The following is a 23401-nucleotide window of genomic DNA, read 5'->3' on the forward strand; positions in this document are numbered from 1 at the left end:
ACGCCTTCCGCAACTTGCCGCGAACGTCAACGTCTCCGGCGCTTTACGCCCTGCCTGACCGCCCTATGCTCCCTTTCAAACAGGGAGCAGGCCAAAATGCGTTTTGAAGGCACCGACCATTATGTCGCCGATAGCGAGCTGCAGGCTGCGGTCAACGCTGCCATCGCGCTGGAACGTCCGCTGCTGGTGAAGGGCGAGCCCGGAACCGGCAAGACCGAGCTGGCGCGGCAGGTGGCCCTGGCGACGGGCGCACCGCTGATCGAGTGGCACATCAAGTCGACGACCAAGGCCCAGCAGGGTCTTTATGAGTACGACGCCGTCTCGCGTCTGCGCGACAGCCAGCTGGGCGATGACCGTGTCTCCGACATCGCCAACTACATCAAGAAGGGCAAGCTGTGGCAGGCCTTCGTCGCCGAAGAGCGCCCTGTGCTGCTGATCGACGAGATCGACAAGGCGGATATCGAATTTCCCAACGACCTCCTGCTCGAGCTCGACCGGATGGAGTTCCACGTCTACGAGACCGGCGAGACCATCAAGGCGAAGCAGCGCCCGATCGTCATCATCACCTCGAACAATGAGAAGGAATTGCCGGACGCTTTCCTGCGCCGCTGTTTCTTCCACTACATCGCCTTCCCGGACGAGGAGACGATGCGCGCCATTGTCGAGGTCCACTTCCCCAAGCTGAAAAGCCGCCTGCTGGCCAATGCGCTGAAGACCTTCTTCGAGATCCGCGACGTGCCGGGCCTGAAGAAGAAGCCCTCGACCTCGGAATTGCTGGACTGGCTGAAACTGTTGCTGGTCGAGGATATCGATCCGGATCTTCTCAACGAGAAGGACCCGAACAAGCTGATCCCGCCGCTGCATGGCGCGCTGCTTAAAAACGAGCAGGACGTGATGCTTTTTGAAAAGCTGGCCTTCATGCACCGCCGCCAGCAGCGCGGGCCGCAAGGTCCGGGCGGACCATCGGGACCCACCGGGCCGGTGGCGTAATGCATGCCCCTCTCCCCTGACCTCCTGCGTCCCGTAGAAGCCGCACCGTCCATTGTTTTCCTGAAGCCGTTATTGAAGGACCACCCCAAGGCCGAGGCCGGGGATTATTCCTACTTTCACTCCTTTGATGATCCGGAGAGCTTTCCGGACAACATCAAATACGCCTTCGATTTCATCGAGGACCGGCTGGTCATCGGCAAGTTCTGCTCGATCGCGCACGGGTCGAGCTTTGTCCTCAATGGCGGCAATCACTTTGCCGACCGCTTGTCGACCTTCCCCTTCCCGATCTTCGGCGAGGCATTCGGCGCGCCCGATCCCGGCCCCTGGCCGAACAAGGGCGGGATCACAATCGGCCATGATGTCTGGATCGGCTGGGATGCGACCATTCTGCCCGGCGTCAGCGTCGGCCATGGCGCCATCATCGCCACCAAGGCGGTCGTGGCCTCTGACGTGCCGCCTTACGCAATCGTTGCGGGCAATCCCGCGAAGATCGTGAAGTACCGCCTGCCCAAGGCCGATATCGCCAAGCTGCTGGACATCGCCTGGTGGGACTGGCCTATGGAGAAAATCGCGAAAGCGTCAGACGCGCTGATGCAGCAGGATGTGGCGGCGTTGGAGGGAATGGCGATCTAGTTGCCGTCGTTAGAAACGATGGCTCTCGACGAGTTTATGTCTCTCAATTCTCGACACCAATGTTGGGTTTCGTCGGCTGTAAACACCGCTTCGGGGTCGTCGAATACAAACCATTCCGCGTCACCCAGTACTTCATAGCGATTTTGGCATATGCCTTCGATCGCCAGGAAAAAACCGCGCTCGGCCGAATGCGCCATGTATCGGCGAAAATACTCGATATCCCCAACACTCGGAAGCGGGCGAATCCGCCGCAAAGCAAGCAGATAACCCGCCAGACCATTTCCTTGTGCTGCAGCGAGTTCATAATGGGCGGTGGCAAGTTCTTGCGATTCCTCGACGATATTGCCGCGATCATATTCCCTTGCGAGAAGAAGCGACGCTGATCCCACTCCGGCTTCAAAAGCCGCTCGCAAATATCGCAGCCCGGTCTCAATGCTGGGATCAACACCAATCCCGCCGAGACGTGTGTTTCCTGACAAATGACGTGCTCCGACATCCGCCATCGCAAGCGGCATGGCGTCATCCGCCAAGGCCAACATGTAGCGCAAGGCCGCCTGCTTCGACTCGAATTGAACACCGGGTTGATACAAGAACCAGAATGACAACAGAAAAAGAGCGGCTCTGTCCCCTTGGTCGGCCATGTCAAATACATCTGAACAGCCATCAGGAGCGTGAACTACATTGCAGTCGGAGATCGCCTCTGCGAGATCAGCAGATATCTCCAGCGTGTTCCCGCCCGAAAAGCGGATGATTTCCTGCCCGTTCGCCGCACCCGAAAGAATGGCAATCAGGAACGCCATGATCACGCGCGGAAAATAGCTCAACAAGCAACCTACATGTTGCCTCCTGATACGATGCAACGAGCCGAGGCTCATCTTCGCCTCTTTTAGAATGACCAGAATGCGTCTTTTTCCGGGTCCCTTCCATATGACCACATCAGCAAATTGTAGAACCCATTAGGCCGAAGCAACGCAATCGACAGGACGGACGTGCCGCCAAAAAACAGAAACGCCCACATGTCGTGAATTGGCATATACAGATACGAAAGCAGCCAACCCCCGCATCCCCAGACCATGAAAATAAGGATCACAGCCAGTGTTCTCATCGTCTAACTTCACTATCTTTGGTTACTTTCGGATCCGGCACAATCGATAAACTATCTCCTGGTTGAAAGCCACATTTCGTTGAACCGGAACGAGCACGCGTACATCGGCAAAAGCGAGCGCGAATTCGCCGTGCTTGACCCGTTCGGGGTGCTGGCTACCTTCGGGACAGACCTAGAAAGACGCTAATGCTCCACCAGTTCTTCACCCATCTGCGCGCTGCGAAAATTCCGGTCACGACGCGGGAATACCTGACGCTTCTGGAAGCGCTGGATAAAGGCGCGGTGCGACCTGAGCTGGATCATTTCTATTCGGTCAGCCGCGCCGCCCTGGTGAAGGACGAGCGCAATTACGACAAGTTCGATGCTGTGTTCGGCCACGTCTTCAAGGGTGTCGAGGCGCTGAACATCCTTTTCCAGACCGAGGACATCCCTGCCGAATGGCTGCGCCAGGCGATGGAAAAACTGCTCACCCCCGAAGAGATGGAGGCGATGGAAGCGCTCTCCTTCGAAGAGTTGATGGAGACGCTGAAAAAGCGGCTGGAAGAACAGGATGAGCGTCATGAGGGGGGCTCGAAATGGATCGGCACGGGCGGCACCTCGCCCTTCGGTCATGGCGGCTACAACCCGTCCGGTGTCCGCATTGGCGGAAAATCGAAGCACAAGAAAGGCGCCAAGGTCTGGGAACAGCGGCGCTACAAGGACCTGGACGGCGAGCGGGAGCTGGGCACTCGCAATCTGAAAGTCGCGCTGCGGCGCTTGCGCAAGTTTTCCCGCGACAGTGCGCTGGAAGAGTTCGATTTGGACAACACGATTGACGCCACGGCGCGTCAGGGCTGGCTGGACGTCAGGATGCGCCCGGAAAAGCGCAATGCGATCAAGGTTCTGGCCCTGTTCGATGTCGGTGGATCGATGGATCCCTTCGTGCGCTCGTGCGAGGAATTGTTCTCGGCAGCCCGTTCGACCTTCAAGAATCTCGAATATTATTACTTCCACAATTGCGTCTATGACGGGATGTGGAAGTCCAATCTGCGCCGCCGGTCAGAGACCGTGCCGACGCGGGAAATCCTGCGCACCTATGGCCGGGACTGGAAAGTGGTGGTCGTCGGTGATGCCTCGATGGCGCCCTATGAGATTACCCATGCCGGCGGTTCGGTCGAAGGCTGGAACGAGGAAGCCGGCGCGGTCTGGCTGAACCGGCTGGTCGAACATTATCCGGATCTGGTCTGGCTGAACCCCGAACCCGAGAAATGGTGGCAGCACGCCTATTCCATCCGGCTGGTGCAGGACATTATCGGGGCGCACCGCATGTTCCCGCTGACGCTGGAAGGCGTTGACAATGCGATGAAGGAATTGGGCCGCTAGGCCAGTTCTTCCTCGGCAATCGTATCCAGACCCAGCTCCCGCTCCACCCGGTGCACCCAGGCGCGCACGGCGGGGAAATCCTGCAGATCGAAGCCGCCCTCATGGGCCACACGCGTGTAGGCGACCAGCGCCACATCCGCGAGCGTCAGAGTCTCGCCGACAAAGAAGTCGCGCGCCATCAGCCGCAATTCCATCACGCCCAGCGCGCGGCGGCCTTTCTGCATCAGCATCGGGTCGATATCGTCCTCGGACACGCCCATGAACATTTTCTGCGCCCGGCGCACGGCGATGGCGGGCTCGTGGCTGTATTGCTCCCAGAACATCCATTCCATCATCTTGGCGCGATCAAAGGCGTCGGCGGGAATCAGGTCGGAGCCCTCGGCCAGATACAGCATGATGGCATTGGACTGGGCGAGGATGCGGCCATCGACGCGGACCATACAGGGCACCTGACCGGCCGGGTTGATGGCGAGATATTCGTCGGTTCGTGTGTCGCCCGCGAACACATCCATCTCCACCCAGTCATAGGCAATGCCCATCTTGTCGGCGATCCAGCGCGTCTTGAGGCAATTGCCGCTGGTGGATGCGCCATAAAGGGTGATCTTGGACATGGATGTATTCTCCTCGCTTGCGGCCGAACCTAGCGTGGCCACGCGCCGCAGGCCACAGGCTTGGCGCGGCTGTCACATCGCCATAGAAGGAAGACCTATCAGAAGCGAGCCAATTTTCCGTGACCCAGTCCGAACCCAAGCGCCCCGAAGATTGCCAGGATATGAGCGAGGTCCGCACCGGCGTGGATGCCATCGATCGCGAGCTCGTGCGCCTTCTGGCCACCCGCTCGGCCTATATGGAGGCGGCCGCCCGCATCAAGCCGGATCGCGGCGCGGTGCGCGATGAATGGCGCAAGCAGGACGTGTTGTCGAAAGTGCGTGCCGCGGCAAAGGAAAATGGCGTACCGTTGTCCATCGTCGACACCACCTGGGAGGCCCTGGTGGAAGCCTCGATCGCCTATGAATTCACGGTCTGGGACAAGACAAGAAATTAGGCGGCGAGGGTTTCCTCGATGACCTCGAAGGCGGCATCGGCCGCCCGGCGCACCTCGATGACGGCCACCGGCCAGGCCGCTTGCGGTGCGTCTTCGGCACGCTGACAGGCCTCGCCCAGTTCAAACGCGCCGACACCCCGCGCAGCCCCTTTCAGCGTATGCGCGGCGGCTTTCCAGGCATTGGCATCGCTGGCGGCTTCCATCGCCGCCAGACAGCGCTGGGCCTGCTCTCGCAACAGACCGACCAGTTCGGCTTCAAGAGCCGCATCGCCGGCCGTGTAACGGGCGAGATGATCGCGATCGAATACCATGGGCTTACCCTCTGGATTTTACAGGAAAGACCAGTCCTAGCGCATAGCTGTTATGATTTTCTTGCGGGTATCGCGAAATGTCTTGATTTCGTCATTTTCGGGCGTATGTTCCGCCGCCTTCCCGTGAGGGGCCTCCCCTTGCCGGCGCGCCTATAGCTCAGTTGGTAGAGCAGCTGACTCTTAATCAGCGGGTCCAAGGTTCGAATCCTTGTGGGCGCACCAATTATTGCAATCACTTAGACACGATCTCAGAAAGCCTCGGTTTTAGCATGCTACCGAAATGCTACCTCTCGAGCTGCCTACCCTTGGCCTGCCCCTGTTTAGTGGCCCATGGTTTAGGTTGGGGTCCGACGGGTTATGTGCGGCTTATCTGCCGTCACGGGTTGATCGTAGGGCGGCAGATAAGCCGCTGGCATCGGCGCGCCGAGCGGGAATAAGTTGCGGCTGGACCTCGATCTCTAAGCGGCTAAGCTTAAAGATATGGTTCAGCGGTCGCACGAGATGTTGCGGCTGGACCTCGATCTCTAAGCGGCTAAGCTCGGTCGTATCGCCCGCCGCAAGCGTAAAGCGTTGCGGCTGGACCTCGATCTCTAAGCGGCTAAGCTCGCGCTTCGCTTTCCATGATCGAAGCGCTCGTTGCGGCTGGACCTCGATCTCTAAGCGGCTAAGCTTTGTGCGATTATCTAAGTCAAGTGCGAGACGTTGCGGCTGGACCTCGATCTCTAAGCGGCTAAGCTGACGGCTTCGAGAGACCGGCGCGCCATATAGTTGCGGCTGGACCTCGATCTCTAAGCGGCTAAGCTCCACCTGATAATTGCGCAGCGCTTCATTGGTTGCGGCTGGACCTCGATCTCTAAGCGGCTAAGCTCCATAGCGGATAACCCGCCCAAGCCCGGAGGTTGCGGCTGGACCTCGATCTCTAAGCGGCTAAGCTGAAACGGTTCATGATATGCAATACAGCTATGTTGCGGCTGGACCTCGATCTCTAAGCGGCTAAGCTAGATACTCGACCAAGCCCCAGATTTTACGGGGCTTTTTTTCTTCTCAGGTGCAGAAATGCACCGTTCGCAATCATCAGAAAAGCGCCAGCTGATCGGGATTTTTTGCAGGGCGTTCGCCTTTTCTTCCGGTAAAGATACGCGCATTTCCATACTGCTTGTCGGTCAGGGCGACGATATGCACCTTGCCCTTCTTGGGAAGAGCGTCAGCGACTCGCCGGATATGGGTTTCGGCCGCTCCCTTGCTCTCTGCAAAACGAAGGTAGACAGAAAACTGGGCCATCTCGAAACCCCGATCAAGCAGGAATTTGCGGAATTTCGTGGCCGCCTTGCGTTCACCGGGCGTTCCCACGGGCAGGTCAAACATTACATAGAGCCACATCATCCTGTATCCGCTGAGGGCTGGCCGCTTTTCCATGTCAGGCTTCCAGTGGCAAAATCCGCCGGGGCAGATCAAGACTTCTGGCGTCGCCGGCAAAGCAATTGACGAGAGACTGGGCGGCACGTTGCAGGCATAGCCCAACCGGACTGACACCCTGTGTCGTGCTCATATCGGTAACGAGGATGCGCGCCAGACCGGCCTTGGTTTCCTTGTTAACCTCGTTAGCGCCATTGTTGACCAGATCATGGATCAGAAGATCGGCCAGCGGCCTGAAGGGCTCCATCAGATCATCTGCCAGAGCGAAAGCATTTCCCCGTTGGCGGTGGGCGAGCCCGAAGCTGGGGTGAAGACCAGCCGACATGATGGCTCGCGCCGTTCCCGCTCGTAAAACAGTGTAGGTGTAATTCAGCATGGCGTTGACACCGTCCGATGACCGGTCGCGGCGGAATTTCTTGCCAAACAATAGCGGCCAGTAGCGGCGGGCCGCCTGCGCCTCAACATTATCCGGATCGCCGGACCGGACCTTGCGCGACAGGAGATGAAATCCCTGATGCGGTGCCTTGACGGCTTCCAGCGTCGCGCTTTGGCTTTCGATCTTGGCGGCGACGAGCTGCGCCCAGAGGCGTTTTTTAAGCGGTTTTCCAGCGCCGGCCTGATCGGCCATGCGCCCGGCCTGCTCATGATGGCCTTCCACGCTCCATAGGAAGGCGGCAGGACGATGATTGGCCGCACAGAATACGACCGGTGCGCAGCGTTCGGCGAGGGCGACCAGCAGATTGTTAGAATATGTGATGCCATGCGCCGAAGCGATAACGGCGGTCACATCATCCAGCGGAATGCGGCCGATCTCCGCCCCATCGCCACTGACGGTAAGGAAACCGCGCGATTTCGCTAGATGGCGCCCGTCCTCGGCAATCTCGACAATGCGGCCGATCATCAGGCGTCCCGCACCGGACAGACACGGCCAATGGGGTCGACGCGAACGCGGCGTGCACCGGCTTTTTTCAAGCTCGCATAAGATGGGAATGCCTGACGAAATGGATCATTCGGGTCAGCATGTCTTTGTGCAAAGGTGCCAGATTCACTGTGGGCTGCAATCACAATCAGATTTGCGGATGGCCGCAACTGATATATCCGAAAAATACTTCGGCCATTTCCGAAGTCCGCTTCGACCATGTCGCCATTGTGTACCCGCATGACGAGCCGAGCATAGGGATGGGCCTTCCGCCAAGCTGGCGTGAAATCTGGCTGATTAGCGTCAAATACGGTCACACCTTCACCAGCCCAGCTTCCGTCTGGCAGTTCGTAAATTTCAATACGGTGATTATCGCCGGGCGAATAGGCTTTGGTGAAGCCCCCGCCATGTCTGACTGTCCGCACGGATTTCTCGGTTTTCAGAATCCGCACCCTGTGAATGCCGCGCTTGCTCGCGAATCCGGCCAGTGCCTCGTTCAGCTTTACGCCGTCGCGTTTGGCCTCGTAGGCGAGGGCTTGCAATTCCTCGCGCAAGGCTGCGTCACGTACCCGGCCGATTTCGCCCTCGGTCAGACCCGTCACCGGCTTGCGGGCTACCAGATTATAGCGTTTGCCGTCGATTTCCTCATCAACACGTCCATAGGCCGTTTCCTCATGCAGTTGGCCGGATGTGACATGCACATTGCCCTGCCCCCCCGGCGGAATGCCGTGATCGGGCTTGTGGCTGACAATTAGGGTTTCCAGTCGCTTCCGCAGTTTTTCACGATAGCCATCAAAGGGTTCGGGGAAGCTGTCTTTTGGGAATAGCCGGTCAATGTCGAGATTCCCGGCCTTGCCGGAGGCCTGCGCCAGCCGGTTCAGCAGCCCCCTGTCGGTGCACGCCACGACGAAGGCGTCAATGGCGTGGTGACGGTGATCCTTCCGGTTCTTCGGCTGGTTGGCATCGGCAAAATTATGATCCGGCAAGAGATCGTTCAGCGCCCATTTGTGCCGCAACATGGCCGTCAGCCGGCCCGGTGAAGCCCAAACCTGTTTCGATACCAGTTCCAGATACCTTCTCGCCATGCGGGCCATGTGCTGGGTATCCGTCAATTGCCGGGCCAAAAAACCGCCATCCTCGGCGAAGCGTTCCATGGCACCGGGCTGGAAACGCCAGGCCTTTTTCAGGAAAAGCCGTTCGGCGCGTCCAACGATTTCCTGCAATTCGCTGCCGGACCAGGCTTCGGCGGGTGCCCGGTTGCGTTTGATCCGGTTGGCGGCCGCTGTGCACAGCACCTTGTTCATGAAGCTGTCGTCGAGCGTTTTCGAATAGGGCAGAATATGGTCGATGTCCACCGATCCATCAAACAAGCGTTCGACGTTCAGGGGAGCTCCGGAATAGACACAAACCCTTTCGTCGGCGGGCAGTTCTTCGAATAGGCGCATCCGCAGCCTTGAATCAAACGTGTCAGCAACGCCGAGATTCGCTAACTTAGCCTTGATGTCTTCATTGCGTTTCTGATTCTGGTTGTTCTCGCGCTGGATTTCGTCCTTGCGTTTCTTGTTCAGCTTCAGCTCGCGCGCCAATTCCACGACGATTTCATCCATATCGCCATATTCATCAATCAGCGTATTGACGATTTTGCGAAGCTGGTTGAGCGCGATGTGTACTGTGGGGTTCGGCACTCGCCCGATGGCATCCTGACTGCCAGCGGGGGCGCCCGATTTAGCAATGACATCGCTGGCCATGGCCTCTCCATAATAGGGCAGACGTTTCGCTTCGCCGCCGCGACGTCTGTCCGAGTGATGGAGGCCCAGCTCTGCGACGGCCTCGTCAAAGTTCAGCGGCCGGGCATAGATTTCGCCCGTATCGGGATCGACGGCGTCTTCCTTGCTCCCGGTCTCCATGACCCTAACCAGATCGTTCAGGATACCACGGCCAAAGCGGCCATGACCCTGGGGCAAACGTGCCTTTGACACTGCTTCGGCGGTCTCCTCGTCCATGCCGAAAGTGTCGGTCAGCCAGGCTTTCAGCTCTTCCGGATTTTCGGTTTTGAGAAGCCGCTCCACAATTTCGATTTGGCGTTCGCGGGGAAAATTGCGCCATGCCTTCCCGAACAGTTTTGTTGCTCCGAGTTTCACGGCGGTCTGGTCTGGATCAAACCCCTTGCGGCCGAAATGTTCGTAATTGAATCGGGCGTCGTCCGGCAGTTTCAGCGCGCCGCGCAGCTTTTCGAAAGTGCAGGCAGACGCGCTCTTGCTCATCAGGATGTTGGCCAGCGCATCGCGTTCCTGAATAGTTAGATAGCGGGCCTGTCCCCCTGCGCGGGCAATCCTCAGCTGACACAGATCCTGTAAAATCCTGAAACGCTGGAACAGGGGGTGGGCCTTTGGCGCACGTTCACCAAAATCGACTTCGCCCAGCCGGTCATAAGCAGGGCGTTTATCGGTTTCAGGTTTCAGCGAACAACGCCCGACATCCGGTTTCTTCAGGGGGCGTTGCTCGATAATGATGCGCTTGAGGCGCGCCAGAAGCTCATCCGTCAATTCCGGGTGATGCGGTGACTGCCGTTTCCAGATGGCGTCCAGCTCGTCCGCGACCATCTGCCGTTCGGGATAGAAATTATAGGTGTTTTTGGTGCCTTCCGTGGCAGGCCGGAAGCGGACTTGTTTCGGATGGGCATGGCCTGTTGCTGTTTCCAGCCGTCTCCCATGACGGTCTCGTGCGTGGCGCCGTGCCAGCAATTCGCCCAGTGTCCGCGCATTCTCTTCTGTCATCGCGGCATGAAGCGCCTTCATGCCAGTCTTCATCGCGCCATCTTCCTTGTCATCCCCGTCCGCCAACCGGTTTGATTTGAAGCCACGCCGTTGGTTGAGGTGGAAGATGATGCGGCCGAGTTCATGGAGCGGCAGGGTTTCATCCAGCGCGGCCGCCCTTAGATGATAGGGGTCAAGCGATTCCAGTGCTTTGCGGTCGTCTCTGTCCGCCGGCATCAGCCCTGCCGTGATCAGGGTTTCCATTAGCCTTTTCTGGCGGCGGATAAAGCGGTCGCGCCTGCGGCGTGTGGATCGTGCCTCGCGCCGGTCCGCCGCCAACGAGACTTTCGATTTCGGATCGCGGCCTGCTTCCTCCTTCGGTGTCAGGATGCGGACACCGGCATCTATCACACCGCAAGGGCGGAAGACCGGTGATCCGTCCGGGCGTTTTCCAGTTTCCTCAAGCTCGATCAGACACCAGCCAATCGAGTTTGTTCCCATGTCCAGACCCAGTCTTTGTGGCATGGTTGTCTCCCGTCTCCAGTTTCAGGAAACAGTTGACACCGGGAATTGTATGTTTGACAACCATGGAGGGAGACCAAAGCTTAGCCGCTTAGAGATCGAGGTCCACCCGTTAACAAGCACTCTAGAGTGCACAAAATTCTCTATTTGTAGAGACGAGCGGCGGGCTGCGGCCCGCCGTTTCGTTTTCGGTGCCGGTATTACTCGGCGAAAACCACCACAAATGAATACCTTTGTTATTACATCCAAAACTCTGCAACATCGCGGTTCGGAACAATTCCATGCCGTCCTACAGAGCTTCGCCGCTTGGCTTGCTCTTTTATTTTGAGAGTTCGACCGCTTGCCGGCTGAGCACCCTTCGAGAAGGGAGTTCTGCTCGAGGCGGAGTTAGGACCGCGTTTGATCTCGAAGCCACCAAGCGCGAAGATCCGGCGTTATCTCTCGAAACGACGAAATCGCTGGAAAGGCCAGTTCAATTTCGTCGAGAGCGGCTTCATCGTCTCGAAGTACCGCCCTCACCCAGTTGGAAGCCGGGCTATCTTTAGGGTCGTGATCAAAGCTTCCATTAGAAATCGCGTATCTGGCGATACGGTCAAAACGCTCCATGATCCGCTCCAGCGCGCCATCATCACCGGCTGACGAATTGGCCTCCCTCTGCAGTCGCTCCAGCCGCGAAATTCGATCACGAAGTCGCAATACCCTGCCCCCCAGACTCCAGGCTGATGATGCGGGCCTCCAGTTCCGAAGTTTCCAAAGCGCGGCGGCAAAACTCCACCAGCCGCATAATGCGCTCGCCTTCGGAAGGTGTGATGGTGGCTGTGGCTACCGCCTTCAGGATCGAGGCCGCAACGTCGCTTATATCTGCCGCTGAGGCCATAGGCGGAAGGAAGAATAGAACGGCGTCATCTTTCTTCGGGGGAACGATGCGTTCGAGGCATAACCGTAGGGCGGTTACGTCACCGTCCAGCGCCAATTCAACCGCCTTCCGAGAGAGAGCTTCGGCCTCACCTTCGAGCAGGGTCTGAGCCGCCCGTGTTGCCTTGTGCCGTGCGCCCTTCGGTTTACCTGGGTTGCCCGGTCCGAAGGTACCATCCGAATTGCGGCCGTATTTACGGCGACCAGCTTTCTTGCGACCAAGATCGGATTTTTTGTTTTCCATGAGACCGCCTTCACGTTTCACGGCGCTGTTCATCGGCGAAGGCACCAATCTCACTCGCGCGATGCAAAAGGCGCGTCAGGCTCTCCACATCGCGCGTTGTCATGCGCAGTGGAGCATAAGACGCCGCGCCATCAGGTGTGTGCTGAAAGGTAATGAGTTCGATCGTACCAATTGATCCTGGCCGAACATGAACTTCAACAAAGACCCGCCCGGATAAGCAAACTCGACCAATGCGGCTTTTTGATCTGACTTTCATCTTCAACTCCTGTGAGCGAGCTCATTGGTGAGGTCGCGGATTGGGCCAAGCGGAGCTATCCCAAGGCCTGAAAATTGCCCTGGTGCTCCGCCAGCCCAGATCGTCTTGCCAAGCTCATCGGAGCCGGCCGCTTTCATGGGCACCCCCACTGCTCGCGTACAAACGCGGGGGTCTGCGAGCTACTTCTCGAGGGCTATACGCACCCCCGGCTGGCCATCGGCTCCTCGCTAAAGCGCGCCGTTCTGGTTCATGCCAGCAATCCCACGGTTCCAGTTACAACCTGCGGCGCCGCCGTTTCTCACCGACCACAGCAGGAGGTTTGATCACTTGTCGCTGGTGCTGGCTTGTAGGTGTTGTTCGAACCAGGCCTCGACATCTGACCACCGGTAGAGCACACGGCGTCCAATCTTGATGAAATGAGGGCCGTCACCGGTCAGGCGCCTTTTGGTCCAGGTGCTGGCAGCTATTCCAGTGTGTTCAGCAAGCCTGGACGTATCAACATAAATGTCGCGCATTCCCGCTCCTTCCCAATCAACGCTTGGCCAATTCGCCATGCATTGAGGAAGCTACGAATCCGGAAATGTTTTGCCTATCGGACGCTTTCAGCGCTTTCTTAGGGGTGATAAGCACCTATGACTCAAGCATTTCAAAACCGGACTTTTTTAGGCGCTTTATTCGGGCTGACTGGTTCTTTCTTAGGACAGCAATCTGCTTTTCATACCCATCTTGCGTCGCTAACTCATCGGCCATTTGGCCCAAAATTCTTTCTACGAATCGAGCAAAAATGCTTGTTTCGGTCTGGGTTCTTTGGTCGTAGTAAACGGTCGGCTTGATACCTATCTCATCCGCGACATGAGCGAGACCACAGATTAATCGATCCAGCCAGAAATCTGTCTTGCGCCCGGTCCGTGAATCGCTCGTCGACCTCTTTATCAACTGCCGCCTGACAGCGTCCGCTCGACACCTGAGGTCTTCAAGATAATTTGTTGTATGGACGGCTGAAGGAGAGCTCTGCACATCTGGCAATAAGAAGAGGGCATCGACCAGCTTACCGAGCTCCGCTTCCAATCGTCCGAAATTGTCGATTGATTTATCAAGGCCATCTAGCATCTCGAGCGCTGGCTCGATCGAAAAGGCCTCATTCTCATAGAAGTCGACAAACGTTCGAGCCTGATGGTTCATCATTGCGCGGATGCGCTGATTGATCACGATCTCCAGATCGTTTTGGAGTTCATCTAGAAATTCATCGTCCAAATAAACGCGCTCGTTTGACCAGGCGCCTCCCGGTCGGATCTTGCGGCCTGCCATTATTTCAAAGCCACAATTCGTGCTGATGTACCATCGAGTGCGGCAGCAATGGTTCCGCTGATCCGATCAACCGCCTGGTGAAGAGGATCATTAGCCAAATGAGCATACCGCTCGGTCGTTGCACTCTGCTTGTGACCTAACAATGCACCGATGATGGGCAGGGAATGACCGCCGGCTGCGCCGAAGCTGGCAAAGGTGTGCCGCAAATCGTGCAACCGCACATCCGATAACGCCGCCTTGTCGCGAACTGCGCGCCAAAGCTTACCGAGTCCCTGATAATGCCCATCGCCGCGCATGGCTGGAAAAACCCAAGGCGAACCTTCGATCCGTTTTTCGGTGCTTAAGATCTCCAATGCTGGAGCGGCTAGCGGTATCGACCGTTGCCCCGTCTTTGAGTCCTGCAAATGGATCGCCCGCCGCTCTAAGTCGACCTCATCCCAGCGCAGAGCCTCAATCTCTGAGCGTCGTGCGCCGGTGAACATGAGAAGGCGAATGATCGAAAGCCCGTAGCTATTGTAACCTTCCAACTCCGCGTCAATGAGTGCTTCTCCCAGCGCCTTGACCTCATCCGTTGAGAGATATCGCTTCCGAGCCTTTTCCTTAAACTTGTCCACGTGGCGACAAACAGTCGACCCGTGCGGACAGACCCCCCAGCGCTCTGCCGTCGAGAGCATGTGTGAAATGAGCGCCAGGCAGCGATTGGCCAGATACGGCGTTCCCTGTTTAGATCGATGAAAACGCGCCACGTCTTCGCGTGTGATTTCGCGCAACTTCATATTACCTAACACCGGCAGGATGTGGAGCTTCAGATTGCGCTTCGCCTCCTTGACAGATTTCGGCTTGTTCCTGACCTCTGCATGCTCCGCAATATATCGCTCTGAAAACTGGGCAAGCGTTTCGGCCTCTCGGGCCGTTTTCTTCTCAAGAGCGGGGTCCGCCCCATCACGAACACGCCCCATGAGCCGCAACGCCTCATCCCGCGCAGCGCTCGGCGTCCAGACCGCGCCACGCTTCGCTTGAAGTTCCACGGGCATGGGTTGGCCGTGCTGCCCGAGGGTGATCCATCGTTGCTTGCCGCGCGCCCTATATTTCAGGACATAGCTCCTGGTTCCGCCCGGGGATACCCGAAGGCCAAATCCGCGCAACTCGCCATCCCAAATGGTTTCACCCGGCCTGGCGCCGTCAATGACCCGCTTTGTCAGTTTTCCGCTCATGATGCGACTCCGGTGGTAGCAAATAAGAACGTGCTACCACTTTGCTACACCACTTGAAGAAAGCTAGGGAGACTTGAGAAACGTCAAACCCCTTATTTTATGTGGATTTCCTGCATATCGGCATCTTGGGGAAACGCCAGAAAACCGGCCCCTTCAAACTCTTAATCAGCGGGTCCAAGGTTCGAATCCTTGTGGGCGCACCAATTTCCTGATCCTCCCTCGCATCCGCCCGGTCGGTCCTCGCTGACGCTATGGGTGCAGTCGCGCTTGTAAGCCCTGTGGGCCCGGCACCTCGTCCTTGCGGAAAAGGCCCGCTCGACATCCGTAAATCTCGAATAAATATTGGAAAATACTTGCCTTATGCGGTCCCCGCAAAATAGGGTTAAAAAAGTATTGATACGCTGTTCGGGGGGATAATCGTGCAATCAAGTGAAATCACGGCGAAAAACCGGGCCGGACTACGTTCCGGAGTATCCTCGCTCGCACTTGCCGCTGTCCTGTCGACGGCGGCATTTTTGTCTGTGACGTCTGCGGCAGGGGCTGATGAATATACGCTTCGCACGGCTGCGGCCGAAACAGACAACACCGCCACCGGCACGCCCCCCCTGCCCGGCCTCGGGCCAGGATTCGACAGCGGTTGGCGCTGATTCAACCGCCAGTCAGATAAATTCGACCGCGCTCGGCAGTCTGGCCAGCGCGACCGGTACAAGCTCTCTCGCGGTAGGTGCTTCAGCCGGGGCGTCAGGCAATAGTTCTGTGGCCATTGGACAAAGCAGTTCAGCCAGCGGCCTGGAATCCGTTGCCATCGGCCAGTCGACCACCGCCAATTCATCGGGCGCAACTGCCGTTGGCCAGAACGCCAATGCAGGCTCGTTCGGCGTGGGCATCGGTCAGGATTCCAATGCCTCCGGCTCCAGCGGTGTTGCAGTTGGCAATTCCAGTACGGCGTCAGGTTCCCTCGCTACTGCGCTCGGCACAAACGCCACAGCCTCCGGCGACAATTCCATTGCGTTGGCGAATGCGACCGCAAGTCAGGTGCGGACTATCGCCATAGGCCATGATGCCACCAGTTCCGGCATCAATTCCATTGCCGTTGGCTATCTGGCGAATGTGAACAATCTGGGAGCGGTCGCCATCGGCGAGCTGACCGATAGTACGGGCGATGGCTCAATTGCCATTGGCGGCGACGGCACTGATACCGGCTCTGATGGCGCACAAGCGATCGGAAATGGCGACGTGGCGGTTGGCAGGGACACTCTGGCGGAAGGCGGCAATTCCGTCGCGCTCGGCAATCTAGCCACCGCCAGTGGTGGTTCGGCGATCAGTATCGGCAACAATTCATCTGCGGCCAATCTTGAGTCTATTGCTGTCGGCATCAGTTCCTCCGCGACCAATTCCTATGCTGTCGCCATTGGCCGGCAGGCCGCCGCATCGGGTGTTGCGTCCATTGCCCTTGGTGAAGGAACCTCGGCTGCGGGTATTAACGCCCTGGCTTTGGGCCGCGACGCCGCGACCAATGCCGATGAGGCTATCGCCGTGGGCGAAAATGCATCGGCGACAGGCATCGCCTCCATTGCCATTGGTTCGGACAATAATGGCAACGGCACAGGCGCATCCGCATCCGGCGCTTCTGCTATTGCGATCGGGCGCGATGCTACTTCGGCAGGCGTTTTTGCCTCCAGCCTCGGAGTCAATGCTTCGGCAGGCGGCGTATCCGCCATCGCGATCGGCACGAATGCCAGCGCCAGCCCGGACCAGAGCATTGCCATTGGAGCGACGAGCTCTGTGTCCGGCACCTCCTCAATCGCGATAGGCAGCGACGGCTCTGACGTCGGCACCGATGGCGCGTCTGCGACAGGCTCCTACAGCGTCGCCCTTGGCGCGGATGCCCTGGCCGGCACGACATACACAACGGCCATCGGCTTCGCCGCATCGGCGAGCGGTCTCTATGCCACCGCAATCGGAAGTGAAGCCAGCGCGGCGGCATCGGCTATAGCCCTAGGGCGCAGGGCCGATGCCAGCGGTGGCGGCACCGCGCTTGGCGTGGACAGCGCAGCGGGCGATTTCGCCGTGGGCGTTGGTGGTGCGAGTAACGCATCCGGAACGCAATCTGTTTCGATCGGATTGTTTTCTGACGCGACCGGCACTTCCGGCATCGCGATAGGTGGCGACGGGACGGATGCCGGTGGTGATGGAGCCCAGTCAACCGGGAATTATGCCATTGCCGTGGGCGCTGATGCCGCGTCGTCCGGCACGAGCGCAATTGCAGTCGGCACCCAGTCATCCACCTCCGGCGATTACGGTATCGCCATTGGCAGCGATGGTGCCACCGATGCCGATACCATTGGCGCAACATCGTCTGGCACCGGAGCAATCGCGATTGGGCAGGATTCCGCATCAACCGGCAATGATACAGTGGCGCTCGGGGCACGCGCCACGGTCTCTAATGTTGGCGGGATTGCAATCGGCGGAGATACATCTGCCACCAATTTTGCAGTCGGAATTGGAAACTCCAGCACCGCCTCCGGCAATTCCGCGATCGCAATCGGGGCCTCGAGCGATGCAACGGCTTCGGATTCTATTGCGATAGGCGCCGATGGAGGCGATGCAGGTTCTGACGGCGCCCGGGCAACGCAGATCAACGCGATCGCACTTGGCACGGATACACTCGCTAATGCCACCAATGCCGTCGCGATCGGCAGTAGTGCGTCGGCCGCCGCGGCCGATGCAATGGCGCTTGGTCAGTCCGCTTCGGCCAGCGGCACCAATGCCGTTGCAATTGGCGCTGATACCGTCGCCAGCAATACAAGCACAATCGCGATTGGTGACAGTGCCGATGCGACAGGACTGGAATCCCTGGCGATCGGTGATGGTGCGCAGGCGACGTCCAATTCCACCGTTGCGCTGGGCCGCGGCGCGAATGCCAGCAATTCCTCCGGCACGGCGATCGGTTCCTTCTCCACAGCCAGTGGTGTGGGATCGGGTGCTTTCGCCGGCGGCACGGCATCCGGAACGGATTCCGTTGCCCTGGGTACGAATTCCGATGCCAGCGCCTCCCGGGCGATAGCCGCCGGCCTTCTGGCCGAGGCGTCAGGTGTTGAAGCGGTTGCGCTTGGCTACAATTCCGGCGCAACGGCCGAGAACGCTATTGCCATTGGCGGAGATTACACCGACGGCGACATTCTTGGCGCCCAAGCCACGGCGGATGGCGCAATTGCGCTGGGCGGGGATGCAACCTCCACCCAGATCGGCAATGTCGCATTGGGTACATCGGCGGATGCCACGGGCTCCAACGCCGTGGCCATCGGCCTCTCGGCGCAAGCGGCACAGAATAATGCCACGGCGATTGGTACGACAGCGAACGCGGCCGGTGTCCAGTCGTCTGCCATTGGCTCGCTGGCGAATGCCAGCGCCGCCTCGGCATCGGCCATCGGTTCGCAGGCCAGCGCGACCGGCCTCGCCTCCACAGCGATCGGCCGGGAAGCCACCGCCTCGGCGGACAATGCCACGGCGATCGGAGCCTTTTCTGAAGCCACCACCGCCAATTCGACTGCCATCGGCATCTTCTCGGATGCCACCGGCAATAATGCGTCAGCGATCGGATCGGCTTCCGTCGCCAATGCGGAAAGTGCCACGGCAGCAGGGCGAGCCAGCCGGGCGACCGGCACCTACGCCTCCTCGCTGGGCCGCTCGGCGAATGCCTCGGCCACGGGCAGTTCCGCGCTGGGGGCCTTCTCGGAAGCCACGGCCGGCGATGCCACAGCGGTTGGCTTCCTCGCGGATGCCACGGCAGCCGGATCGACCTCGCTCGGACGTTCGGCGGCGGCCACTGGCATCAACAGCCTGGCGCTCGGACGCAGCGCCAGTGCCGGCTTCGATAATTCCGTTGCCATTGGTGCGAACACCTCCACCACTTTCGCCCACCAGATCCTGCTGGGTCTCTCGACCAGCTTCTACACGCTGCCGGGCCTTGTGGACGGCGCCAACATCATTGGTGCCGGATCGGCCAGCTATGTCGTGGTGACCGATGGCTCGGGCAATCTGAAATCCGTCGATATCAGCGCCTTCTCGCTGGCCCCTGATGGCGGGCCGGCGCCTGCTTTCACACTGGCTTCCGCAGCCGGGCTTGATGGCACATTCGACACGACGCCGGCCTGTAATGAAAACGGAACCGGCGGCACAACCTCCCTCGAATGCGGACGCAATTCGACGGCGAGTGGCTTCAGCGGCGCGACCGCTGTCGGTGCGAACTCCAATGCCACCGGATCCGAGAGCACAGCGCTTGGTGAGGGTGCCGATGCGACGCGCTCCCAGTCCACATCGGTAGGCGAAGATAGCACGGCCACCGAATTTGACGCGACGGCACTTGGAAACAGCGCCGATGCGACAGGAGAGGATGCCACAGCTGTTGGCGCCGATGCTTTCGCCAGCGGGGTCGATTCCACCGCGATCGGCGCCAGCTCGAGCGCGACCGGGGCCCAGTCGGTCGCCGTGGGCAATCTGGCCAATGCCGACTTTACCGACACCACCGCCGTCGGCCACAGCGCGGACGTCGGTGGCACCGGTGCCGTCTCAGTGGGCGCGGATGCCAATGCCGCAGCTGAAAACAGCATCTCCATTGGCGCCCAGTCCGCAGCCAGCGGCACAGCCGCCGTGGCTATCGGCGGGGACAGCAATGACGGCGATACGGTCGGTGCCCAGGCGACGGGCGATTACTCAACTGCACTGGGTAGCGATGCGGTGGCCAGCGGTGCCAGTTCCACATCAGTCGGCGAAGGCGCGGCGGCAACGGCTAGTGCCAGCGTTGCGGTAGGAACAGGAGCCCGTTCGACCGGGGTGCAGGAATCGACAGCGGTTGGCTATGCAGCGAATGCAGGCGCCCGTGATGCGACATCGATCGGCAGCAATTCGGATGCGACCGCTGAAGGGGCGACGGCACTCGGCCAGAACGCCGGCGCGTCGGGCACAGGCGCAATCAGTATTGGCCGCGACGCAGCGGCAAGCGATACCGGCGCCATCAGTCTCGGTCAGGCCGCTGCTGCCGGCGGTAATGGTGCGGTTGCCATTGGCATTAACTCCAATGCGCCCGGCGATGATGCCATCGCGCTCGGCAACCTGACGGACGCAGGAACGCGCAGCATAGCCATTGGTGCAGACGGCACCGACGGAGACAGTCTGGGAGCCCAGGCCACAGGGGCCGACACAATTGCCATCGGTACGGATTCCGAAGCGACCCTGCTCTCCAACGCGCTGGGAACCGGCGCTACGGCGACGGGCAACCGATCCACTGCCATCGGCAATGATTCCAACAGCACCGGCACGTCCAGCGTGGCGATCGGGTCCCTCGTCACGGCCAGTGGCGAACGCGCCATGGCGTTCGGCGTGTCCACCTCTGCAACGCAGGAAGGCAGTATCGCGATTGGCGGCGGTACGTTGGCGACCGGCCTGCGCAGCGTGGCCATCGGTGACGGCGCGGATTCGACCAGCACCGACACCGTGGCCGTGGGCGAGAACGCCCAGGCGACCGGCAGCAATGCGGCGGCTTTTGGTGGTAATGCGACGGCTAGCGGTGGCGGCAGCCTTGCGGTCGGCAACAACACTGTTGCTTCGAATGCCAACGCGACGGCCGTCGGCTTCGGTGCCGACGCCACCCAAGGCCAGTCAAGCGCGCTGGGGTCCAACGCCCAGGCCACAGCCGCGGGTGCCACCGCCGTCGGTGATCAGGCCAATGCTTCAGGTCTGGAGGCCATCTCGATCGGCAATCAAAGCGATGCGACCGGAGCCGGCGCGATCGCCATCGGTGGTGATGACAGCGATGGCGTCTCTGACGGCGCTCAGGCCACGGCAGACGGCGCGATTGCTATTGGCGCCGATGCGAATACGGCAGGGCAGGACGCCATCGTGCTGGGACGCGCATCGACAGCAGACAGCACAGGCAATGTCGCGATTGGCGTGAACTCCAATGCCGGTGGAGACGATTCCACGGCCATCGGTGAAAACGCTGATGCGTCTGCCAGTGCCGGTTCAACCGCCATAGGCGCCAATTCGGATGCCTCCGCGACAGGCGCTACCGCCATTGGCCGGTTGGCAACTGCTACCAATCAGGGGGTCGCACTCGGCGAATTCGCCAATTCCAGTTCGAGTGCGGTCGCCCTTGGACAGTCGGCAAACGCCAGTTCTTCCCGGGCCATCTCGATCGGCCGGAATTCGGCATCCTCCGCTACCGATGCGATTGCCATAGGCTACAGCGCTGGCGCGTCGGGCTTGAATGCGATCTCCATTGGCGAGGAGTCCCTGGCATCCGGGGCCTATTCGGTTGCGATAGGTGGCGATGGCGGTGATGGTGACACTCTTGGTGCGCAGGCCGTCGGCTCACTTTCCGTAGCGATCGGATCGGATGCACAGACCAGCGCGAGTAATACCGTGGCACTGGGGACGCGTTCCATCGCGTCAGGCGGACAATCCGCCGCGCTTGGCCCTTATGCCGTCAGTTCCGGCCTGGAATCACTTGCTGTGGGCTATACGTCGGACGCTACGGGATTGCGCTCCACCGCTGTCGGTTCCTATGCCGAAGCATCGGGCGATGAATCCATAGCCTTTGGCCGTAGTGCCGTCGGCTCTGGAACTTCGGCCATTTCAATTGGTTATTTCTCTAGGGCGAATGCGACTGCCGCCATAGCGTTGGGGCAACGGTCCGATGCGACGGCGAACGGAGCGATTGCGCTGGGCGGAGATTACACCGACGCGAATTTCCTAGGTGCCCAGGCCACGGCGGCCGGCGCCATAGCCCTGGGCGCTGATGCAACCTCCACACAGATCGGCAATGTCGCGCTCGGCACATCAGCGGATGCCACCGGGTCCAATGCCGTGGCCATCGGCCTTTCGGCTCAGGCCGCACAGAATAATGCGACGGCGATCGGTACCACTGCCAATGCTGCGGGAATCCAGTCCTCGGCGATTGGCTCCCTTTCCACTGCCTCGGCAGATTCTGCCTCGGCTATCGGCTCGCAGGCGACAGCGTCCGGTCTGGCATCTACCGCCATAGGGCGTTCAGCTGTCGCTTCAGCTGACAATGCCACGGCGATCGGCGCCTTTTCCGAAGCCACGACCGCCAACTCGACCGCTATCGGAATCTTCTCGGATGCCACCGGCAATAATGCATCGGCTATTGGTTCTTCATCTGTCGCCAGTGCCGAGAGTGCGACGGCCGTTGGCCGCTTAAGCCGAGCGACTGGCAACTATGGAACGTCCGTAGGCCGGTCGGCGAATGCCTCGGCGATCGGCAGCACAGCGCTCGGGGCGATTTCCGAAGCAACGGCCGGCGATTCCACAGCCGTCGGTTTCCTTGCGGACGCTACCGGGGTGGGTTCAACTGCGCTGGGTCGGTCTTCAGTAGCGACCGGCTATTACAGCCTGGCACTCGGACGCAGCGCCAGTGCAGGCTTCGATAATTCCGTTGCCATTGGTGCGAACACCTCCACCACCTTTGCCAACCAGATCCTGCTGGGCCTTTCGACCAGCTTCTACACGCTGCCGGGCCTGTCGAATGCGGCGAATATCATTTCGGCGGGCTCGGCGGATTATGTCATCACCGCTGACGGTTCGGGCAATCTGAAATCTGTCGCCATCAGCGAATTCCAGCTGGCCGGAGCGGATAGTGGCCCTCTGCCGGCGGCGAATGCCGCCGCCAGCACGGCCGCCAGCGCCGAAGTGGCCGCGATGCGCGCCGAAATGGAAGCGATGCGGGCCGAAATGGCCGCTATGCGTGAGGAAATGCGCCGGATGATGACCGGTGAAGTTCCGGACACGACCCAGGTCGCCTCGGCCCGGACGTCGGAAGGCTATGAGGATGACGGCCGCCGCGGCGAAGGCTTCAATGATGGCTCTGACGACCTTGGCGGGGGTGATGGCGGATTGCCGGGTGGCGGCGATGCCGGACTGCCCGGTGGCAATCCGGGCGGCGGCGAAGGCTATACGGGCTGGCGTGGCTCGCCCTCACGCATACCGGCGATCAACCCGAACTATCCCAATGCCACACCGATCGCGCAGAACGCAGCGGCCATTGCCCAGAACACGTCCGACATTGCAGCCCTGCAGCTGGACTTCGCGGAATTCCAGACCGACTTCTCGAGCCTGTCGAACGTGGTCGTGACCAATTCCGGAGACATCAAGACCAATACGGATGGTGTTGCCCTGGCGCTCGCCATGGCGGGCGTGACGAGCCTCAATTCGAACGAGAACTACTCCTTCTCGGCCAATTGGGGCTTCTTCAATGACAGCCATGCCCTCGCCTTCTCAGGCGCGGCGCGTGTGAACGAGACCTTCTCGATCAATGCGGGCTTCGGCTTCGGCGCCGACACGGGAGAAGTCGGCGGCCGCGCAGGCGTGCGCTGGGGCTGGTAAGG

Annotated in this window: 17 protein-coding genes, 1 tRNA gene and 1 CRISPR repeat array; of the genes, 6 read left to right on the top strand and 12 right to left on the bottom strand. The window is 59.8% G+C overall.

Features of this window, described 5'->3' with window-relative positions; genetic code table 11:
- Nucleotides 1–96: 96 nt before the first annotated feature.
- Together V0U79_RS07565 and V0U79_RS07570 are read left to right on the top strand one after the other, a co-directional pair.
- Nucleotides 97–990, top strand: a complete 894-nt coding sequence (locus V0U79_RS07565) for an AAA family ATPase (protein ID WP_330198884.1) — start codon at nucleotides 97–99, stop codon at nucleotides 988–990.
- A 3-nt stretch (nucleotides 991–993) separates the two neighbouring features.
- Entirely contained in the window at nucleotides 994–1623 is a 630-nt protein-coding gene (locus V0U79_RS07570; protein WP_330198885.1) for a CatB-related O-acetyltransferase, read from the top strand.
- Here V0U79_RS07570 and V0U79_RS07575 read toward each other — a convergent pair.
- On the bottom strand, nucleotides 1620–2498 hold the full coding sequence (locus V0U79_RS07575) for a tetratricopeptide repeat protein (RefSeq protein WP_330198886.1): 879 nt from the start codon (nucleotides 2496–2498) through the stop codon (nucleotides 1620–1622). The two genes, V0U79_RS07570 and V0U79_RS07575, sit on opposite strands and share 4 nt — an antisense overlap.
- Before the next feature lie 416 nt (nucleotides 2499–2914).
- Here V0U79_RS07575 and V0U79_RS07580 point away from each other — a divergent pair, with 416 nt between their 5' ends.
- Nucleotides 2915–4090: a vWA domain-containing protein gene (locus V0U79_RS07580; RefSeq protein WP_330198887.1), complete on the top strand. Its 1176-nt coding sequence runs from the start codon at nucleotides 2915–2917 to the stop codon at nucleotides 4088–4090.
- Here V0U79_RS07580 and V0U79_RS07585 read toward each other — a convergent pair.
- On the bottom strand, nucleotides 4087–4701 hold the full coding sequence (locus V0U79_RS07585) for a glutathione S-transferase family protein (protein ID WP_330198888.1): 615 nt from the start codon (nucleotides 4699–4701) through the stop codon (nucleotides 4087–4089). The two genes, V0U79_RS07580 and V0U79_RS07585, sit on opposite strands and share 4 nt — an antisense overlap.
- A 161-nt stretch (nucleotides 4702–4862) precedes the next feature.
- Between V0U79_RS07585 and V0U79_RS07590 the strand changes: the two genes are divergently transcribed.
- Nucleotides 4863–5135 carry a chorismate mutase gene (locus V0U79_RS07590; RefSeq protein ID WP_330198889.1) on the top strand — a complete coding sequence of 91 codons (273 nt, stop codon included), beginning with the start codon at nucleotides 4863–4865 and terminating at the stop codon, nucleotides 5133–5135.
- Here V0U79_RS07590 and V0U79_RS07595 read toward each other — a convergent pair.
- Entirely contained in the window at nucleotides 5132–5446 is a 315-nt protein-coding gene (locus V0U79_RS07595; protein ID WP_330198890.1) for an Hpt domain-containing protein, read from the bottom strand. The two genes, V0U79_RS07590 and V0U79_RS07595, sit on opposite strands and share 4 nt — an antisense overlap.
- Nucleotides 5447–5592: 146 nt before the next feature.
- Here V0U79_RS07595 and V0U79_RS07600 point away from each other — a divergent pair.
- Nucleotides 5593–5668, top strand: a tRNA-Lys gene (locus tag V0U79_RS07600).
- A gap of 215 nt (nucleotides 5669–5883) precedes the next feature.
- Nucleotides 5884–6446: direct repeats of the CRISPR family, unit length 36 nt; unit sequence GTTGCGGCTGGACCTCGATCTCTAAGCGGCTAAGCT.
- A gap of 74 nt (nucleotides 6447–6520) precedes the next feature.
- Here the strand turns inward: V0U79_RS07600 and cas2 are convergent.
- The 9 genes from cas2 to V0U79_RS07645 form a co-directional block, all read right to left on the bottom strand.
- The gene (gene cas2 / locus V0U79_RS07605; RefSeq protein WP_330198891.1) at nucleotides 6521–6862 is read right to left on the bottom strand and encodes a CRISPR-associated endonuclease Cas2; all 342 of its coding nucleotides are present in this window, start codon (nucleotides 6860–6862) and stop codon (nucleotides 6521–6523) included.
- Between the two features lies 1 nt (nucleotide 6863).
- Nucleotides 6864–7763 carry a type II CRISPR-associated endonuclease Cas1 gene (gene cas1, locus V0U79_RS07610; RefSeq protein ID WP_330198892.1) on the bottom strand — a complete coding sequence of 300 codons (900 nt, stop codon included), beginning with the start codon at nucleotides 7761–7763 and terminating at the stop codon, nucleotides 6864–6866.
- A complete protein-coding gene (gene cas9 / locus V0U79_RS07615; protein WP_330198893.1) occupies nucleotides 7763–11062 on the bottom strand; it encodes a type II CRISPR RNA-guided endonuclease Cas9 in 3300 nt (1099 codons plus the stop codon). Before cas9 ends, cas1 begins: the two co-directional genes overlap by 1 nt.
- Nucleotides 11063–11446: 384 nt before the next feature.
- Nucleotides 11447–11665, bottom strand: coding sequence for a hypothetical protein (locus V0U79_RS07620; RefSeq protein ID WP_330198894.1), 219 nt, complete (start codon nucleotides 11663–11665; stop codon nucleotides 11447–11449).
- A 76-nt stretch (nucleotides 11666–11741) separates the two neighbouring features.
- Nucleotides 11742–12251 (bottom strand): DUF5681 domain-containing protein, encoded by a 510-nt coding sequence (locus V0U79_RS07625; protein ID WP_330198895.1) that lies wholly within the window; start codon nucleotides 12249–12251, stop codon nucleotides 11742–11744.
- Entirely contained in the window at nucleotides 12229–12474 is a 246-nt protein-coding gene (locus V0U79_RS07630) for a hypothetical protein (protein ID WP_330198896.1), read from the bottom strand. The genes V0U79_RS07625 and V0U79_RS07630 overlap by 23 nt, the downstream gene beginning before the upstream one ends.
- Nucleotides 12475–12797: 323 nt before the next feature.
- Nucleotides 12798–12989, bottom strand: coding sequence for a helix-turn-helix transcriptional regulator (locus V0U79_RS07635; protein WP_330198897.1), 192 nt, complete (start codon nucleotides 12987–12989; stop codon nucleotides 12798–12800).
- Nucleotides 12990–13104: 115 nt separating this feature from the next.
- Nucleotides 13105–13782, bottom strand: coding sequence for a hypothetical protein (locus V0U79_RS07640; protein ID WP_330198898.1), 678 nt, complete (start codon nucleotides 13780–13782; stop codon nucleotides 13105–13107).
- The gene (locus V0U79_RS07645; RefSeq protein WP_330198899.1) at nucleotides 13782–14996 is read right to left on the bottom strand and encodes a site-specific integrase; all 1215 of its coding nucleotides are present in this window, start codon (nucleotides 14994–14996) and stop codon (nucleotides 13782–13784) included. Before V0U79_RS07645 ends, V0U79_RS07640 begins: the two co-directional genes overlap by 1 nt.
- Nucleotides 14997–15539: 543 nt before the next feature.
- Between V0U79_RS07645 and V0U79_RS07650 the strand changes: the two genes are divergently transcribed.
- Complete coding sequence (locus V0U79_RS07650; RefSeq protein WP_330198900.1) at nucleotides 15540–23399, top strand: YadA-like family protein; 7860 nt, start codon at nucleotides 15540–15542, stop codon at nucleotides 23397–23399.
- Nucleotides 23400–23401 lie beyond the last annotated feature (2 nt).

Source organism: Hyphobacterium lacteum (assembly GCF_036330345.1).
Taxonomy (GTDB): Bacteria; Pseudomonadota; Alphaproteobacteria; order Caulobacterales; family Maricaulaceae; genus Hyphobacterium; species Hyphobacterium lacteum.

Coding starts and splice junctions, on each gene's coding strand:
- V0U79_RS07640 (WP_330198898.1), bottom strand. CDS start 13,782: ATGGCAGGCCGCAAGATCCGACCGGGAGGCGCCTGGTCAAACGAGCGC.
- V0U79_RS07580 (WP_330198887.1), top strand. CDS start 2,915: ATGCTCCACCAGTTCTTCACCCATCTGCGCGCTGCGAAAATTCCGGTC.
- V0U79_RS07590 (WP_330198889.1), top strand. CDS start 4,863: ATGAGCGAGGTCCGCACCGGCGTGGATGCCATCGATCGCGAGCTCGTG.
- V0U79_RS07595 (WP_330198890.1), bottom strand. CDS start 5,446: ATGGTATTCGATCGCGATCATCTCGCCCGTTACACGGCCGGCGATGCG.
- V0U79_RS07565 (WP_330198884.1), top strand. CDS start 97: ATGCGTTTTGAAGGCACCGACCATTATGTCGCCGATAGCGAGCTGCAG.
- V0U79_RS07645 (WP_330198899.1), bottom strand. CDS start 14,996: ATGAGCGGAAAACTGACAAAGCGGGTCATTGACGGCGCCAGGCCGGGT.
- cas9 (WP_330198893.1), bottom strand. CDS start 11,062: ATGCCACAAAGACTGGGTCTGGACATGGGAACAAACTCGATTGGCTGG.
- V0U79_RS07625 (WP_330198895.1), bottom strand. CDS start 12,251: ATGAACAGCGCCGTGAAACGTGAAGGCGGTCTCATGGAAAACAAAAAA.
- V0U79_RS07630 (WP_330198896.1), bottom strand. CDS start 12,474: ATGAAAGTCAGATCAAAAAGCCGCATTGGTCGAGTTTGCTTATCCGGG.
- V0U79_RS07570 (WP_330198885.1), top strand. CDS start 994: ATGCCCCTCTCCCCTGACCTCCTGCGTCCCGTAGAAGCCGCACCGTCC.
- cas2 (WP_330198891.1), bottom strand. CDS start 6,862: ATGGAAAAGCGGCCAGCCCTCAGCGGATACAGGATGATGTGGCTCTAT.
- V0U79_RS07620 (WP_330198894.1), bottom strand. CDS start 11,665: ATGGAGCGTTTTGACCGTATCGCCAGATACGCGATTTCTAATGGAAGC.
- V0U79_RS07575 (WP_330198886.1), bottom strand. CDS start 2,498: ATGAGCCTCGGCTCGTTGCATCGTATCAGGAGGCAACATGTAGGTTGC.
- V0U79_RS07635 (WP_330198897.1), bottom strand. CDS start 12,989: ATGCGCGACATTTATGTTGATACGTCCAGGCTTGCTGAACACACTGGA.
- cas1 (WP_330198892.1), bottom strand. CDS start 7,763: ATGATCGGCCGCATTGTCGAGATTGCCGAGGACGGGCGCCATCTAGCG.
- V0U79_RS07585 (WP_330198888.1), bottom strand. CDS start 4,701: ATGTCCAAGATCACCCTTTATGGCGCATCCACCAGCGGCAATTGCCTC.
- V0U79_RS07650 (WP_330198900.1), top strand. CDS start 15,540: ATGAATATACGCTTCGCACGGCTGCGGCCGAAACAGACAACACCGCCA.